The sequence below is a fragment of the Virgisporangium ochraceum genome (assembly GCF_016863655.1).
Taxonomy (GTDB): Bacteria; Actinomycetota; Actinomycetes; order Mycobacteriales; family Micromonosporaceae; genus Virgisporangium; species Virgisporangium ochraceum.
The window spans coordinates 1-14771 of sequence record NZ_BOPH01000082.1; the positions used below are offsets into that span (position 1 = coordinate 1).

General features: G+C 71.9%; 17 protein-coding genes. 8 read left to right on the forward strand and 9 right to left on the reverse strand.

What is annotated here, in order from left to right:
- The coding region (locus tag Voc01_RS27630) for a hypothetical protein (protein WP_203930490.1) at positions 1-461 on the reverse strand (461 nt) is incomplete at its 3' end.
- Between the two features lie 231 nt (positions 462-692).
- Between Voc01_RS27630 and Voc01_RS27635 the strand changes: the two genes are divergently transcribed.
- On the forward strand, positions 693-1181 hold the full coding sequence (locus tag Voc01_RS27635) for an RICIN domain-containing protein (RefSeq protein ID WP_203930491.1): 489 nt from the start codon (positions 693-695) through the stop codon (positions 1179-1181).
- Positions 1182-1202: 21 nt separating this feature from the next.
- Here the strand turns inward: Voc01_RS27635 and Voc01_RS27640 are convergent, their stop codons facing one another.
- Positions 1203-1727 (reverse strand): hypothetical protein, encoded by a 525-nt coding sequence (locus tag Voc01_RS27640; protein ID WP_203930492.1) that lies wholly within the window; start codon positions 1725-1727, stop codon positions 1203-1205.
- A 21-nt stretch (positions 1728-1748) separates the two neighbouring features.
- Entirely contained in the window at positions 1749-4196 is a 2448-nt protein-coding gene (locus Voc01_RS27645) for a non-reducing end alpha-L-arabinofuranosidase family hydrolase (RefSeq protein ID WP_239160535.1), read from the reverse strand.
- A 346-nt stretch (positions 4197-4542) separates the two neighbouring features.
- Between Voc01_RS27645 and Voc01_RS27650 the strand changes: the two genes are divergently transcribed.
- The 3 genes from Voc01_RS27650 to Voc01_RS27660 all read left to right on the forward strand — a co-directional run bounded on the left by Voc01_RS27650 (position 4543) and on the right by Voc01_RS27660 (position 6007).
- Positions 4543-4695: a hypothetical protein gene (locus tag Voc01_RS27650; RefSeq protein ID WP_203930494.1), complete on the forward strand. Its 153-nt coding sequence runs from the start codon at positions 4543-4545 to the stop codon at positions 4693-4695.
- Between the two features lie 45 nt (positions 4696-4740).
- A complete protein-coding gene (locus Voc01_RS27655; RefSeq protein WP_203930495.1) occupies positions 4741-5361 on the forward strand; it encodes a hypothetical protein in 621 nt (206 codons plus the stop codon).
- 82 nt (positions 5362-5443) lie between these two features.
- Positions 5444-6007, forward strand: a complete 564-nt coding sequence (locus tag Voc01_RS27660; protein ID WP_203930496.1) for a hypothetical protein — start codon at positions 5444-5446, stop codon at positions 6005-6007.
- A gap of 13 nt (positions 6008-6020) precedes the next feature.
- Here Voc01_RS27660 and Voc01_RS27665 read toward each other — a convergent pair whose 3' ends face one another.
- The 6 genes from Voc01_RS27665 to Voc01_RS27690 all read right to left on the reverse strand — a co-directional run bounded on the left by Voc01_RS27665 (position 6021) and on the right by Voc01_RS27690 (position 11941).
- Positions 6021-6692: a response regulator transcription factor gene (locus Voc01_RS27665; protein ID WP_203930497.1), complete on the reverse strand. Its 672-nt coding sequence runs from the start codon at positions 6690-6692 to the stop codon at positions 6021-6023.
- A gap of 49 nt (positions 6693-6741) precedes the next feature.
- The gene (locus Voc01_RS27670; protein WP_203930498.1) at positions 6742-7485 is read right to left on the reverse strand and encodes a hypothetical protein; all 744 of its coding nucleotides are present in this window, start codon (positions 7483-7485) and stop codon (positions 6742-6744) included.
- A 59-nt stretch (positions 7486-7544) separates the two neighbouring features.
- The gene (locus Voc01_RS27675) at positions 7545-8030 is read right to left on the reverse strand and encodes an NADH-quinone oxidoreductase subunit E (RefSeq protein ID WP_203930499.1); all 486 of its coding nucleotides are present in this window, start codon (positions 8028-8030) and stop codon (positions 7545-7547) included.
- Positions 8031-8140: 110 nt separating this feature from the next.
- Positions 8141-9973 (reverse strand): hypothetical protein, encoded by a 1833-nt coding sequence (locus tag Voc01_RS27680; protein WP_203930500.1) that lies wholly within the window; start codon positions 9971-9973, stop codon positions 8141-8143.
- Positions 9970-10695, reverse strand: a complete 726-nt coding sequence (locus Voc01_RS27685; RefSeq protein WP_203930501.1) for a hypothetical protein — start codon at positions 10693-10695, stop codon at positions 9970-9972. The genes Voc01_RS27680 and Voc01_RS27685 overlap by 4 nt, the downstream gene beginning before the upstream one ends.
- 37 nt (positions 10696-10732) lie before the next feature.
- Positions 10733-11941, reverse strand: a complete 1209-nt coding sequence (locus tag Voc01_RS27690) for an SseB family protein (protein WP_203930502.1) — start codon at positions 11939-11941, stop codon at positions 10733-10735.
- A gap of 228 nt (positions 11942-12169) precedes the next feature.
- Between Voc01_RS27690 and Voc01_RS27695 the strand changes: the two genes are divergently transcribed.
- Genes Voc01_RS27695 through Voc01_RS27710 form a run of 4 tightly spaced genes read left to right on the forward strand, consistent with a single transcriptional unit; the run spans position 12170 to position 14763 of the window.
- The gene (locus Voc01_RS27695; RefSeq protein ID WP_203930503.1) at positions 12170-13009 is read left to right on the forward strand and encodes a hypothetical protein; all 840 of its coding nucleotides are present in this window, start codon (positions 12170-12172) and stop codon (positions 13007-13009) included.
- A 24-nt stretch (positions 13010-13033) separates the two neighbouring features.
- On the forward strand, positions 13034-13369 hold the full coding sequence (locus Voc01_RS27700) for a hypothetical protein (RefSeq protein WP_203930504.1): 336 nt from the start codon (positions 13034-13036) through the stop codon (positions 13367-13369).
- 27 nt (positions 13370-13396) lie between these two features.
- On the forward strand, positions 13397-13885 hold the full coding sequence (locus tag Voc01_RS27705; protein ID WP_203930505.1) for a hypothetical protein: 489 nt from the start codon (positions 13397-13399) through the stop codon (positions 13883-13885).
- A gap of 17 nt (positions 13886-13902) precedes the next feature.
- The gene (locus tag Voc01_RS27710) at positions 13903-14763 is read left to right on the forward strand and encodes a hypothetical protein (RefSeq protein ID WP_239160536.1); all 861 of its coding nucleotides are present in this window, start codon (positions 13903-13905) and stop codon (positions 14761-14763) included.
- Positions 14764-14771: the final 8 nt, after the last annotated feature.

The following is a 14771-nucleotide window of genomic DNA, read 5'->3' on the forward strand; positions in this document are numbered from 1 at the left end:
GGCGGGTGCGGCCCGCCGGCAGGGCGGACGACGATGGCCGTGCCGTCGTTCCCGGGCGGGTCGACGGTCAGGCCCGCGGCGCGCAGGACGTCGACCGGTTCGTCGGGACCTCCGTCTGCGTGCCAGTACAGGCACAGCGGTGCGCGCAGGGTGTGCCAGCGGTGTTCGCGCTCGTAGGCCAGGCCCTCGTCGAGCCACCGCCGGTCGGGGGTGGTGGCCAGCCACGCGGTGCGCAACGCGTGGGCGAGCTGGTCCCGCTCGGCGTCGGTCAGGTCGTCGCGGTCGGCGAGCGCCGCGTCGGCGTCGCGCAGGTGGGGCAGCAGATGCGGACGGGCCGCGTCGACCTCGGCCACCACCACGTCCGGCCACGGCTGGCCCGACGGCCCGCTCCAGAAGGCGCTGCCGTAGGACTGCTGGTGGGGTGACCACGTAGCCCTTCGGTCCCCGGTCGGCTTCGGCATGCGCACACGACGTGCAGCAGATGCCCCACCCGGACGCCCGGTTGTCCCCGTAGCCGCGGGCCTCCAACACGTCGAACGCGGTCTGCAGGCGGGTGAAGTCCGATTCCACGGCGGTCAATCTACGCGTCGGTGAACGGGGGAAACCGACCTCGACGTTTGGATTCGTTTGTGATCCGGACCCGCTGCGATCCGCCCGGGCACGATCGTGGTCCGACTCTCGAAGGGAATGATGTGCGTAGAAGTGTGCTCGCCCGGTTCGCGACCGCCGTCGTCGCGCTGGTGCTGGCCCCGTCGACGATCGTCCAACCGGCCCGCGCCGCGGCGCCCGCGGAGGGCGTCTGGCTGAAGAACGGCAGCAGTTCGACGCTCTGCCTGGACGGCAGTGTCTCCCAGGGCGTCCGCATGATGAGGTGCAACACCGCCAGCCGTTACCAGCAATGGGCCCAGATCTGGATCGGCCTGCACTCGTTCGAGCTCAGGAACGTCGGCAGCGACTTCCGGTACTGCCTGGACGGCAGCGTCTCGTCCGGTGCGCGGCTGCTGCCGTGCAACGAGAACGACTGGCAGGAGTGGATAGAGGACGAATCGGGGAACCACCTGTCGAACCTGGCGTACGGCGTCCGCCGTTCCCTGGACGGCAGTGTCAGCCAGGGCGTTCGGATGAACGCGACCTCGTCGTCCAGCCTCTACCAGAAGTGGCGGTTCGTGGTGGTCCGCTGACCCCGCGGGGAAGGCTGCCCGTCACGGGATGAGGTACCGCTCGGCGAGGTCGCTGATCGCCAGGGAGCCCCAGACTCTGGCGACCGCTCCGACGTGGACGCCGTCGTACAGGATCGGCACCAGGCCGTCGAGTTCGAGTGGCCTGGTGCCGAGCACGTCGCCGCCCGTGCGGGTGATCGCGTCGAACCGGGACTTGGCCTGTTCGAGGACCTGGTGACCGGCGATCCGGTCGGCGGTGGGCGGATCGTCGCCGACCCAGTCCATCAACCCGATGACGGCACCGACCCGGTCCTTGGGGCCGAAGGCCGGCACCGCCATGACCCGTCCGCACGCGAAGCGTCCGTTCGACAGTGGGACCGCCCAGTATTGACCGGCTTCGAGGTACCTGTTGGATCGTGGAACGAAGGGGTAGCGACGCTCGTCGGCCATGATGCCGATCGTGCCAGCTCGCACGTGGCGTCGAGGTCCGCTCATCCGGATCCGGTAGCCGCGCGACGAGCCCGCCGGATACGCCAGCGTGTCCGGCACCTGGGCGGCGCCGGACACGCTGGGTCGGTCGGGCTTTTCCTAGCGTTGCAGGGTCAGTACACCGGGCCGCCACGGCAGCCGGTTGTAGTCGCCTCCGGCGCTGGGGTCCTTCCCCTGGTAGAGGAGCTGGAGGTTGCACGCGTCGACGGTCTTGGTCTGGTCGGGGTTGGTGCGGACCAGGTCACCGTGGCTGATGTCGTTGGTCCAGGTGGCGCCCGCGTTGACCCTACCGGCGAACGGGTTGTTCTCGGTGGCGGCCTGCGGGGTCCACGACCCGCTGAGGCTGGTGGACGTGAACGAGCGGAAGTAGCGCTGCTCGGAGCTGCTCCGCGCCTCGACGATCATCAGGTACTGGTTCTGGCCCTGCACCTTGTAGACCTCGACCCCTTCGAACAGGTTCTGCACGGTGTCGGTCATGATCGTCGTGTAGTTCGAGCCGAAACTGCCGGGGAAGTTCCCGATCGGCATGCTCTGCCGGTAGATCTTGCCGTTGTCACCGGCGAAGAACAGGTAGATGTTCTGGTCGTCGGCGATGACGGTCTGGTCGATCACGCCGTACGGGGCGTCGGGAAGGCTGGCGGTGGACAGCGTCTGTGCCGAGGACCAGCCGTTGGGGTTGGTCGGGTCGCTCGACGTCTTGTAGCTGAACGAGGTCGGGCCCCACTGGTACGCCAGGATCCACACGTTCCGTGGCGCGAAGTAGAACAGCGTGGGTGCCACGGTGCCCTGGCTCATGGCGTTCTGGCTGGCTGAGGCCATGTCCGACCAGTTCGTGAACAGACCGAAGTTCATCGAGCCGTAGTTGCCGGAGCTGTTGACGTTCGTCGCGTAGACCAGGTGCTTGCCCTGGTAGACGACGTTGGTGAAGTCCTTGAGCGACAGCCACCCGTTCTGCGGGTTCGTCAGCGGCCCGGTCGACGACCAGCGGTACGTCGAGGGAAGCGCGCAGCCGGTCTGGGGCGGGGCCGACGAGGACTGCGACCCCGACGGCCCGGAGGACGGGCCACCCGAGAAGTTGGTCCGCCACTGCTGGTTGGTCTGCCCGTGGCAGTCGTACAGCTGGACCTGCTGCCCGTTGGCAGTGCCCCACACGTCCAGGCACCGGCCCGACGCCACACCGCTGATCGTGCCGTTGGCGTTGATGTTCCACTGCTGGTTGGCCTGGCCGTTGCAGTCGTAGATGATGATGCCGGTGCCGTTGGCCGTCGCGCCGCCGCTGGCGTCGAGACACTTGTTGGCGTAGACCCGCAGCTGCTTACCCGAGGTGTAGGTCCACTGCTGGTTGGTCTGTCCGTGGCAGTCGTAGAGCTGTACCCGCGTGTTGTTGGTCTGCGACGCGTTCGGCACGTCGATGCACCGGCCCGACGCCACTCCGGCGATCGTGCCCGAGCCACCCGGCTGGCCGGGCGACGAACTCGAGGACGGGCCCGAGCTCGGCGTGGTGGGGGCGGCGGAGTTGAGGGCGTTCAGCACCGACGTGTACGCGGCCTTCTTGTTTCCGTTGCCGTCGAACAGCAGCGGGCTCTCGCCGGACCGCCACGAGTCGCTGTCACGCACGCCCCACACCGTGATCCCGATGCAGCGCGGCACGTTCAGGCACGCCTGGGTCAGGCCGGCGTACTGCGATGTCGAGGAGTTGGTGACGTCGACCTCGGTCAGGGCCACGTCCACGCCGAGGGCGGCGAAGCTCGACAGCGTCGTCTGGAAGTTGCTCGGCAGCGAGCTGCCGCCGGTGAAGTGGGTCTGCAGCCCGACGCAGTCGATCGGCACGCCCCGTGACTTGAAGTCCTGGATCATGCGGTAGACGCCCTGGGTCTTGCCGTACGACCAGTTCTCGATGTTGTAGTCGTTGTAGCAGAGCTTCGTGGTCGGGTCGGCGGCACGGGCGGTGCGGAACGCCACCTCGATCCAGTCGTTGCCGGTCCCCTGAAGGTTCGACGAGCGGCGGCTGCCGTCCTCGTTGAACGCCTCGTTGACCACGTCCCACGAGTGCAACTTGCCCCGGTAGTGGGCCATCACCCCGTTGATGTGGTCGATCATCGCCTGGCGGAGGGCGGAGCCGGACAGGCTCTGCATCCACCCGGGCTGCTGCGCGTGCCAGGCGAGGGTGTGGCCGCGTACCTTCAGCCCGCGCTGGGTGGCCCAGTTGTAGATCTGGTCGCCGGAGTTGAAGTTGAACTGCCCCCGCTGGGGTTGGGTGGCGTCCGGCTTCATCTCGTTCTCGGCCGTGATCATGTTGAACTCGCGACCGGCGATCGTGCTGTACTGCGAGTTGCTGAGCCGGCTGGCGGCGATCGCCGTGCCGAAGTAGCGGCCCGACTGCGCGGCCGCCGCACCCAGGGTGCTCTCCGCCGCGTTCGCCGACGTCATGGCCACCACGGCCGTGGCCGCCGCCAGGACGCCGACCACACCGGCGGTCAGCACTCTGCTGACCTGCGATCTCTTCCGCCGGGGCCCGCCCGGTGGGGCGGAAGGGCTTGTGACCACCGTGATCTCCTTTTCAGGCCAGCGCCCGGCAGTGGCGGGGACCGATGTTGGGGGTGAGAAATTAAGCATCGTCGATGCTGCCATCCGCCCTGCTCACGGGCAACACCTTTCAGAAATATTTCGGAAACATATTTCTCGACCCGGGGTGTGTAAAGCGTGATGGGACCGAGGTCAGCGCCGGTGTGGGCACCGAATGAGTGAGCGCTTCGTCAGTCGTGCGACGCGTGCATCACGAAAGTTTCGGTCCCGGCGGGACCCGATCGTCGCTGGCGCCGGATCCATCCTCTGTCCGGGTGGGGCGATCTGCCTGGAGCACCTCGGCTGCGCCCAGCGCACGTGGCTCGTGGTGAGCGGGCCCGCCCGGGGGCAGATGTGGGACGATCCGCGGGCCGACTGTCTCGACCTGCGCCCGGTGGTCGGTCCGGGCGGCTCGACGTCCGTAAACTTCGCGGCGTGGTACCTGCGGTGGCTCGACGATGCCGAGCACGCCGCGGGCTGACCGGCGTCCGACCGGTCATCGCGGGTCGTCGGCGCGGGGGAGTGGATGACGGAGTTCGAAGAGCGGGTGCGGGCGACCCTGGCGGAGGTGCGGTCGCATCCCGCGTTCCGGGTGGACCTGGCCGTGGAGGGATCGGTCACCGCCTGGCTGACCGGACCCGGGCACATGCTCGACACGATCCGGACCGTTGCGGGCATCGACTTCGGCGTGGGGATGGGTCGTAACTTCCACCGGTTCGACGGCCTGGGGTTGGCGTGGTCGGCGGTCGGGGACCGGTCGATCGGTGGCGAGTTCTGGCTGACCAACCTGGCCATGGTGTGCGTCGGCCGGGTCCCGGACCACGTGACCGCGGCGCAGTGGCCGGGCAGCCGCAGGCCCGCCTCGAGTCGGCTCGACGCCTACGACCCGGTGGACTGCGGGGAGCACACGCTCTACGGCTTCGACGGCGCCGGATACCGCGGTTATCTCGACGCCATGCTCCGCACCCGCGGTTTCCTGCACTGGCAGTACCTCTACGCCGACCCGGCCGATCCCTGGTTCTCCGGACCCCACCGGCCCGACCTTCGTCGGCATGTCGACTTCCTCGCCGCGGCGTTCCCGGACGAGGACTTCTCCGACCTGGCGACGCGGGCGCGCAACCTGGCGACGTTCAGCGCCGCGCTCTGACGTCGACGCGGGTGGTTGGCGCGCCACGGGATCGTCCGCACGCGGTGCTAGGTTGGCATCTCCGCGTGTCGATGGGGGACCGATGAGCCGGACACCGGGGGTCCAGCCCGGTCGTGTCCGTTCCGGTCCCGCCCACCGGTCCACCGATGGACACGGCGATTCTCGGCAGGCGTGCGTCGACGCGCTCCGCTACGTTCGGGCCAGTGCAGAGCGGACGTCGAACGCACAGGATCCGCTCCACGCCGGCTGTCGCGGCACGTGGCGGTACGAGCCCGACGGCGATCCACCGACCGACTACGAGCTCGGCATCGATCTCCGCCTACGGCCCGACGGGACCTCGAGCCCGACCGCCGGCACTCCGGACCGGTGCGACACGGCCACCATTCCGCTCGAGTCGGGGCTGACGCTGCGCGTGCGACGGTCCACCAGTCACGTCCTGGGGTGGGACGGGGTGCTCGACACCCGCGGTGTCGACGTGGAACTGCGGCTGATCCTCAGAATGAGCCCCTACGCCAGTGACGACGAACGGTTCGACCGGCGCGTCCGCCCGGTTCTCGGAGGTGTCGCGACGGTCCTGGGCGACGCCATTCTGGGCCGGTACGTGCCCGGGGTCAGGGTGCCAACGCCATCGGGAAGCGGCGGGTGACCCCCGCAGGTATTCAGTCGGTGACAGGCGTCCGGCGGGCCGGCGTGATCCGGTAGCCGACGCCGCGGATGGTCTCCAGGCGGACGGCATCGCCCAGTTTGGTCCGTAGCCGGGCCATGTGCACGTCGAGCGAGCGGGAGACGCCCGGCCCCGACGCCAACCACACCTCGGCGATGAGACGGTCGCGGTTGACCACCACACCCGGTTCGGCGGCCAGCAGAGCCAGAAGGTGGAACTCCTTGCGGGTCAACGGAACCGGCACCTCGTCGACGGTGGCCGCGCGGCCGTCGAGGTCGACGCGGAGCGGGCCGAGGTCCCGCACGCCGGCCGCGCGGGGTCGGGCGCGCCGCAGCACCGCGTCCATCCGTGCCCGCATCTCACCGAGGCTGAACGGCTTGACCATGTAGTCGTCGGCGCCGCTGTGGAGGCCGGCGATGCGGGCGTTCTCGTCGCCGCGCGCGGTCAGCACGATGATCGGCACGTCGCTGTCGCGGCGCAGCCGGCGGCACAGCGCGAGCCCGTCGCCGTCGGGCAGGTTGAGGTCGAGCAGGATGAGGTCGCAGGTCGGCGCCGTCAGGGCATCGGCGACCGTCGGCACGTGGGTGACCTCGTAGCCGGCGCGCCTGAGGGTCGACACGACGACGCTGGAGAGCCGGAAGTCATCTTCGACGAGAAGAATCCGCACGCAGCCCCCAAAGCAGATACCTCGCGGTCGATGTTATCACCGCGAAGGATCATGACCGGGTGGCGGCGCCCAACAGGGCTGCGAGCTGCAGGTACGCGACCCTGGTGGCCGTGCGTACGGGGCCACCGGGGACCTCCACGACGCGGTCGGCCGTCACGTCGAACCCGCGCAGGCGCTCGACGGTGCGGTGCCGGTCGACGCCGCGACCACCGACGATGGCGGCGGCGGTCGTTCCGCCGACGCCCGGAGCGGCGCGCAGGATCCGGTCGAGCGCCGGCTCGACCTGGTCGGCGGAGTCGGTGACCAGCACGACCGCGTCGACACAGGCGAGCGCGGCCTGCCCGACGTCGGACCGGTCGTCGCCGATGTCGAACAGCAGGTAGCGGTGGCCGAAGGTCAGCACGTCGACGGCGTTGTGCAGTTCGGCGTCGAGCATCGGGTGGCCGGCCGCCGGTCCGCCCACGACCAGGACGCCGGCCGCCGTCGGCACGTCGCCGGGCACGCTGGCACCCAGGTCGGACAGCCGCCGGGTGGGTGGGTGGCCGATCGGGGTGGTCAGGCGCGCGTCCGCGGCCCGGATGCCGGCCACCGCGACACCGTCGTCGCGCAGGGCGGCGAGAACGGTGGCGGTACCGAGCGCGGTGGTCGTCGCGCCGACCCCGGGCCGGCTGGCGACCACGCCGACCACCCACGGATGCTCCTGCGGAGTGCGCACCGCGGCGACGACGTCGCGCTCGCCGTTCAGGGCGGCGAGCGCGGCCGGGTCGAGCAGGTTCGTGGTCAGTCGGGTCATCTCGGCGAACCAACCGGGTCCTGTCGTCGGCACGTGGTCGAGACCGTCGGGTGTCGGGTCTACTCGGACCCGGCGCTGCTGGCCCGCAGCCGACCGATCCACCCCTGCGCGGTGTGCCTCGGCACGCCGTAGTGTTTCGCGACGGCAACGACGGTGCCGTGCTCGGCGTAGACCTCCGCGAGGTCGTCGGGCATGCGGCGGTAGACGCGCCCGGCCCGGACGGGTGGCTGCTGCGTCCCGGCCTTCGACTTCGCCTTCGCGTTCGCCGGTGCCGTGCGCGGCGTGGTCGCCGCCGGCTTCCGGCCGCTGGACCGTCTGGGCGCGGCCCTGGTGGGCGGCGCGTCGTCGGGTTCGCCCGACGGCCACAGCGCGCGCAGGAGCAGCTGCAGGTCGATGTCGGGCATCGGGTGCAGGGCGATGTCGGCTCCCTCGCGCGACCGGACCGCCACCTGCGTCACCCGCGGTTCACCGGCCACCGAGTCGACCGACACGACGGTCTCCGCCTGGTTGTCGGCAGACGAAATGATGACCGTGTACTGGGCCATGTCGAGTCCTCCCGCGCCGGTGTGAACGCAAGACAGAGTATCGCCCCCGAACGGTTTCGTGTGTAGCTAGTCGCTTGTCTTTTCCGCGCTTCCGGCCCGGGCCGGCGGGATCACCGGGGGTCACCGAGAAGCGCCGCGACCGTCAGGTACGCGCGGCGCGTGCGCCGGCTCAACCGCGACATGTCGATCGGGCCGCCGGACGCGAGGGCCCGGTCGTACGGCACCGTCACGATGCGGGCCACGTCGGCGCTGAGCTCACCGCGCAGCATGCGGCCGATGCGGGCGTGTGACCCGGGACGCGTGCACACGATCACGACGACCGCGTCGCCGAGCCGGGTGCCGTCGGCCCCCGGCCGGATCCGGTCGAAGGCGATCCGGGTCGCGTCCATCGACGTCTGGTCGGTTCCGGTGACCACCACCAGCTGGTCGGCCGCGGCGAGCGCCGACCCCGCCCCGCCGGACATGTCGTTGCCGAGGTCCACGACGGTGAACCCGTGCCGGCCGGTCAACGGCTCCAGCACGGTGACCAGATCCTCGCCGGCCGCGTCGAACCACGGTGTGCCGTCGAGGACACGCAGGCCGCCCGTCGTGGCGAGCGGCGTGAGATACGGGTCCCGGATCAGGTCCGCGACGTTGGGCGCCACGCGGCCGGCCAGCCGGGTGGCCAGGGACGCGCTGCCACTGCGGGCGTCGACCAGCAACGTGTCGTCGTCGCGCAACGCGGCCAGGGTGAGCGCGATCCCGGCGGCTGTCGTGGTGGCGCCGGTCCCGCCCTTGCCGGAGAGCACTCCGATCACGCGGGGCCGCGGCTGGGTGAGGCAGACGGCCTCGACCAGCGCGCGGTCCAGGCCCTGTGCCTCCAGCGCGCCCGGGTCGGCCAGCCCGCCGGTGGCGGTCCGCACCATCGTGAGGAGACGACCGCCGATCCCGTTGTCACCATCGGCGTCGGCGAGGTCGCGCAGCCGGTCGGCGATGGCCGGGCGGGACGTCCCCCGGTGCGCAGGCGGCGGCGCGGGTGCCGGAGGCGTCAGCGTCCGCGGAGGTGCGGGCGGCGGGGGAGCGACTGTCACCGCGGCCGGGCCCCACGGCTCGGGGGATGTTGTCACCGCGGCGGGGCCCCACGGCTCGAGAGCGGCTGTCACGGTTCCGGGGAGCGGTGGCCGGTCGGCGTGTGCGGGAAGCGTCGGGGGCGGGGCCGGTGTCGGGGCCGGTGTCGGGGCCGGTGTCGGTGTCGGTTCCAGCGTCGGGGCCAACGTCGGCAGCGCGTCGGTGCCGATCTCGATTCCGACCGGGTCCGGACCGTACGGGTGTGCGGGTGTGGCGACGGGTCCGCGTTCCTCGAGGGGTGCGCGCTCCGTGGCGGGTCCAGGCTCCGTGGCGGGTCCGCGTTCCGCGGCGAACCGGGGGCGGGACGGGGCGGCCCACGGGCTCGCCCGGCCCGGGTCCGGTCGGGCGGGGGCGGCCCACGGGCGCTCCCCGCCTGTGCGGCCTGTGCGTTCCGTCGCGTCCGGGCGGGCTTCGGTGCCGAGGTCGGTGGTTCCGCCGTCCGTGGGGGTCGGTGCGGGAGCGCCGACCCGGCCCAGGCCGTCGCCGGGCGGGTCGTCGACCCAGGCCAGGTCGTCGCGCCACGCGAGGCCTTCGATCGGTCCGGGACCGTCGAGCGGCACGTCGCGGTCGTCGGTTGCCTCGGTAGCGGGCGCGGGGACGGGCTCGGCCATCTCCGTCGGCGCCTGCGCACCACCGTGTCGGACCGGATCGAGTGGAGCCGACCGGAACGGCGGCCGCCACGGGGACGGCGGTGCGGCCATGCCGATGTCGGCCATCGCGGCCAGCGCCACCAGCTCGGGATCCGCCGGCCCGGTCGTCGGCTCCACCGCGGGGGAGCCGCCACCGACCTCGGTGGCGGTGTCGCCGAGATACACCCGCTCGGGCCAGTGCTTCACGGCGTGACCCGGCCGGCCAGGTCCAGCGCGGCCGCGCTGTCCCCGGTCCAATCGGGGGCGAAAGCGTTCGCGAGCGCGCAGATCATCGCGATCATCGCCGTGGTCTCACCCCAGTAGAGCAGGCGGCGACCGGGTCCGCTCGGCACCGTGCGGGTCGGAAGTCCCTTGAGGACGGCGAGCAGCGCGCCGAACGCCAACGCGACCGCCACCGGGGTGAGCCACATCACCCCCGTGGGCCGTTCGGTGACCAGGTGGTACCCGGCGACGCCGACGCCGCCGGCGCCCAGGACGGCGAGCGGGACCGCGGGCCATGTCTGCTCGAACAGGCGCGACCGCAGCACCAGGCAGACGCCGACGAGCGCGGCCACGAGCCGGTCGGCGGTTTCACCGTAGGAGGTCAGCCACCAGCCGCTGCCCGTCGCGACGACGCCGAGGGTGAGCACGATGCCGGCGAGCCGCACCTCGGCCGCGCGCAGCCGGCTGCCGATCGCGTCGGCGCCGATCACGCCGCTGTTGCGCACGATGAAGTCGGCCGTGGCGAAGCCACCCTGCGCGATCGACACCCGCGACACCAGCCCCAGCAGGACGACGGCGACGGCCGCCGCGATCCGCGGGCCGGTCAGGTGCTCCGGGTCGTAGCCGGTCGTGACGTACAGGAACGCGGCGGCGACGCCGAACACGGCGGCGACCGCGGCCCCGAAATGACCTATGACGACTGGCATACGCTCCCCCTCCGAACGGTTCACGACGGCCGCGCCCCTAGATGGTAGGGAGGGCGTCGACCTTCACGTAGTGCGGATCTTCGATCTCGTGCCCGGGTGCCCAGGCGCGGTGGAGCCGGCAGTGCTGGCCGTGGGCGTCGGAGAGCCGCTCCAGGCGCAGCCATCCATTGTGGACGCCCACGACCGCGTAGTCGTCGCCGCGCCAGCGGCACCACGCCTGCCGGTAGGACAGCGACCGCACGTCGTTCCAGGCCACCAGGCGGTGCCCGCCGTCCGAACGGAGATGGACGCCGTCCGGGCCGGGCAGGGCCGGGTGGTGCGCGTCGCCGTGCCCGGCCGACCATCCGTCGTCGAGCTCGCCGCGGTACGGGTCCACGGTGGACGGATGGTCGGCCCGCCACCGGCGGGCGACGGCGTCGAACTCGCCGGCGACGCTCTCCGTGCCGTCGGGCCCGATCCGGACCAGCCGGGCGCCGTGTGGCAGGCGCGCGCCGGTCACCGCGTGCCGGGGCATCGGTCCACCGGGGACCGGCTTGTACGCGTCCGCGCCGAAGGCAAGCCACCGGATGACGTGGACGGCACCGTCCTCCGCGGCCAGGACGTGCGGCGGCGGACCGCCGGGAAGGGTGGCCAGCTCCGCCGGATCCAGCCCGGCGGTGTCGGTCTCCCGGTACGCGATCCCGCTGACCCGGTCGTGGCCGTCCTCGAGGTAGCGCGCCACGTGGGCGCCGTGCAGCACGACCTGGAAGCCGTTGCGCGGGCCCGAATCCGGGACCGGCGCGACCGGTGCCGGGGACGCGGCCGGCGCGACCGGTGCCGCCGGCGCGGGCGGAACCGGCGGGCCGGCCGGACCCGCGCCCAGCGCGGCGAGCTGGCGCACCATGTGCTGCGGCAGCCGGCTGCCGATCGGCAGGCCCGGGTCGACCGCGAGTCCCCAGGCGGGGTCCGGCCAGTCGGTCGCCAGCCCGCCGATGTCCAGCAGCAGGTGCGGTTGGACCTGACCGATGACGATGCGCATCGCCTCGCGCGAGGTGAACGCGACCATGAAGACGCGGTTCTGCTCCACCGCGGTACGCCAGCGCGGCGGGCCGACGTCCGCTCCGTGCACCAGCACCCGCAGCGACGCGGCGGCGAGCACCGCCAGATAGGCGTCACGGTTCCTGCCGGCGATCGCCTGTGCCATGGCGTCCTCGGTGTCGTTGGCGGGCCGCCATGGCGCGTCCCTGCCCCTGGTGTCGACTGTCATGGCGTTCCGGCTCTACGAAGGACTGCTCACGGAGGGGCCTCCTGTGGGGTGGCCGCGGTGTCCGGCCTGTGCGGACGGTATGCCAACGGCCGGTCGTACCGGCCTGCGTCGCCGGTTAGTTAACGTGCCGTTGATCCGCCGCGCTGTGCTATGTCGGTTCTATTGACGAGCTGTGGGGTCGTCCCCATACTGCACATGCAACATACGACAAAGGTGGATGGTGGTGTGATGTCCGTGCTGGCCGAACAGGCGGGGCCGTCCCGCCGCCCGACGGCGCCGCCGGGTGGCGGCCCGTTCGACCCGGCCGAGCTGGGGCTGGGAGTGGTGGTGCCGGTGCTGGGGGCGCACTCCCAGGCGGGGACGTCGGGTGTGGCGCTGGCCGTCGCCGACGCCGCCGCGGCGACCGGCCGGCGCGTGCTTCTGGTCGACTGCGCCGATCCGGCCCGCTCCGGGCTGGCCGGCGTCTGCGCGGTCGAGGGCCGGTCGGTGCGCGGTGACCGTCGTGCGGCGGTCCGGTTGGCGAGCCGGCGGTTGCCGAAGGGCGTCGTGGACGTGCGCCGACCGGTCGGCACGGGTGAGCCGGTCCGGCCGGAGCACGTGCCGTCGATCGGGTCGTGGGTGACCGCCGACGCCAACGGCTTCGACCTCACCGTGGTCGACGTCGGCTGGGATGTGTGGGCGCTCACCGCGTCCGACGCGTCGCCGGGTCCGCTGGCGTGGGCCACGGGCTCGGCCGCGCGCACGTTCCCGGTCCTCGTCATGCGGCCGACGGCCGCGTCGGTCGCGCTCGCCGAGGGGGTGCTGACCCGCTACCACGACGGTGTGCGGCGTCTGGGTCTCGCCGACCTGCATTGCCTCGCTGTCGTGGGCGGCACGTCATGGCCGGCACGCACCAGAGCGGTCATGGGCCTGCACCTGGCCCGCCTGGCGCGCCGGACCCTGTTCGTACCGGCATCCCCCGACGCGGCGGTGAACGGGTGGACAACGGAGCCCGCCCCGACGGGTTCGGTCCGCGCGGGGGCCGCGTTGCTCAAGACGCTCACCCGGACGGCCAAACGCCGACCGTGAGGGCGCGGGTGGAAGGAAGAACCGGTGGTACTTCACCATATTGTCAGCGAGCTGTTCCCGTGGACGTCGACCGTCGTCGCCGGGCTGACCATGGATGGTCTCGACCCGACGCCGTCCGCTCCACCGGGAATGGACAGGGTCGCGGGGACCGTCATCAGCTGGGTGAAGTGGATCGCGATCACGTGCGTCTTCGCGTTGGGCTTCACGGGCATCCTGGCCATGGCGGCCGGGCGGGTGACGGGCAACGTCGACTGGAGCAAGTACGGCCAGCGGGGACTGCTGCTCGGCGGGTTCCTGGCCGCGTTGTTCGGCGTGATCTACCAGGTCTACGGCAGCCTGTCCACCACTCCCGGCCCGTAGCCGGGGAGAAGGAAGGCGGACGCCCGCGTGATCAGCGACTTCCAGGACTTCATCGACTTCGTGTACGGGGTGGTCATCTACATCGCCCTCGCCATCGGTTTCACCGGCATGGCGGTGATCGCCGTGGGATACGCGCTGCGGCTGGACGGCTGGCTCCGACTCGGCAAGCTCTACCTGCTCCGTCCGGCGGGCGCTCTGGTCGCGTTCGGCTTCATCGTGTCGTACCTCAACGCGCTGGCACAGCGCAACGGGGAGCAGCCGAGACACCTCAACCCGTTCGTCCTGACCGTGCTCGAGCCCTACCAGGCGATGGTTCTGGGCTGGATCAAGTGGATGGCGCTCGCGTGCATCGTCGCACTGGGCTTCGCGGGCATCACCTGTGTGGCCGTCGGTCGCGTGACCGGAAACCTCGACTGGAGCCAGTACGGCCAGCGGGGGCTGTTGCTCGGCGGGTTTCTGGCCGGCCTGCTCGGCACCATGTACGGGCTTTTCAGAGCCCTGTTCGAGACCGTCTGACCGGAGGAGGGGAACCGGTGTCCGCGGTGGGAGCGAGTCGCGAGGTGACGGTGGCCGGTTCCCGGATCTCGGCCGGCGTCGCGGTGGTGTCGCTCACCATCGCCGTCGTGGTGCTGGTCGCCGGCGCCGGATACGCGCTCCTCGCGTCGCTTCGGGGAGAACGCGACGGGACCGGCCGCGCTGACGCGGTCCCCTCCTCCGCCGCCGCGACGTCGGACGGCGCGGACGCGCCGACGGCGGGCGCGGAGGCCGCGGGGTCCAGGGAGGACGCACTGGCCGCCGCGCCGATGACGCCGCTCCCGCCGTCGGCGGTGTTTCCGAGGCCGCTGGCCACGACCGAGGTGGGACCGCCGATCGAGGTGCCCTGGCCGGGCGCTGGCACCGCACCGGACGGACACCCCTTCGTGACCGGGTTTCCACGCACCCCGGAGGGAGCGCTCGGACAGCTGGTGGCGATCGACGAGGCGGCGCTGAACCGGATCGACCTCGACCGGGTGTACGAGGTCTACGCGTGGGCCGCGAGGCCGGGCGCCGTCGCGAAAGCCGAGTGGGAGCCCGCCAAGGGCGTCGCCGGGCTCATCAGGAGGCTCGGCGGCGCCGACCGCGTCGGGTCGGCCCGGATGGCGTTCCAGGTCGTCCAGGGACAGGTCAAGGGAAGTGTCGGGCCGGACTTCGTGGTGGCCTGCGTGCTCGGCGTCGCGACCGTGTCGACCGAGCGGGTCGGACAGGGCGGCGTCGGCGACTGCCAGCGGATGGTCTGGTCGGAGGGGCGGTGGTGGATCGGCCCGGGCGCGCAGCCCGCGCCGGCACCGTCGGCGTGGCCGGGTAGCGCGGACGCGGCCCGGGCGGGGTGGCGGGTGATCACCCGTGCGCGGTGAATCGCCGT

Coding starts and splice junctions, on each gene's coding strand:
- Voc01_RS27685 (WP_203930501.1), bottom strand. CDS start 10,695: ATGCCAGTCGTCATAGGTCATTTCGGGGCCGCGGTCGCCGCCGTGTTC.
- Voc01_RS27655 (WP_203930495.1), top strand. CDS start 4,741: ATGACGGAGTTCGAAGAGCGGGTGCGGGCGACCCTGGCGGAGGTGCGG.
- Voc01_RS27675 (WP_203930499.1), bottom strand. CDS start 8,030: ATGGCCCAGTACACGGTCATCATTTCGTCTGCCGACAACCAGGCGGAG.
- Voc01_RS27695 (WP_203930503.1), top strand. CDS start 12,170: ATGTCCGTGCTGGCCGAACAGGCGGGGCCGTCCCGCCGCCCGACGGCG.
- Voc01_RS27660 (WP_203930496.1), top strand. CDS start 5,444: ATGAGCCGGACACCGGGGGTCCAGCCCGGTCGTGTCCGTTCCGGTCCC.
- Voc01_RS27690 (WP_203930502.1), bottom strand. CDS start 11,941: ATGACAGTCGACACCAGGGGCAGGGACGCGCCATGGCGGCCCGCCAAC.
- Voc01_RS27670 (WP_203930498.1), bottom strand. CDS start 7,485: ATGACCCGACTGACCACGAACCTGCTCGACCCGGCCGCGCTCGCCGCC.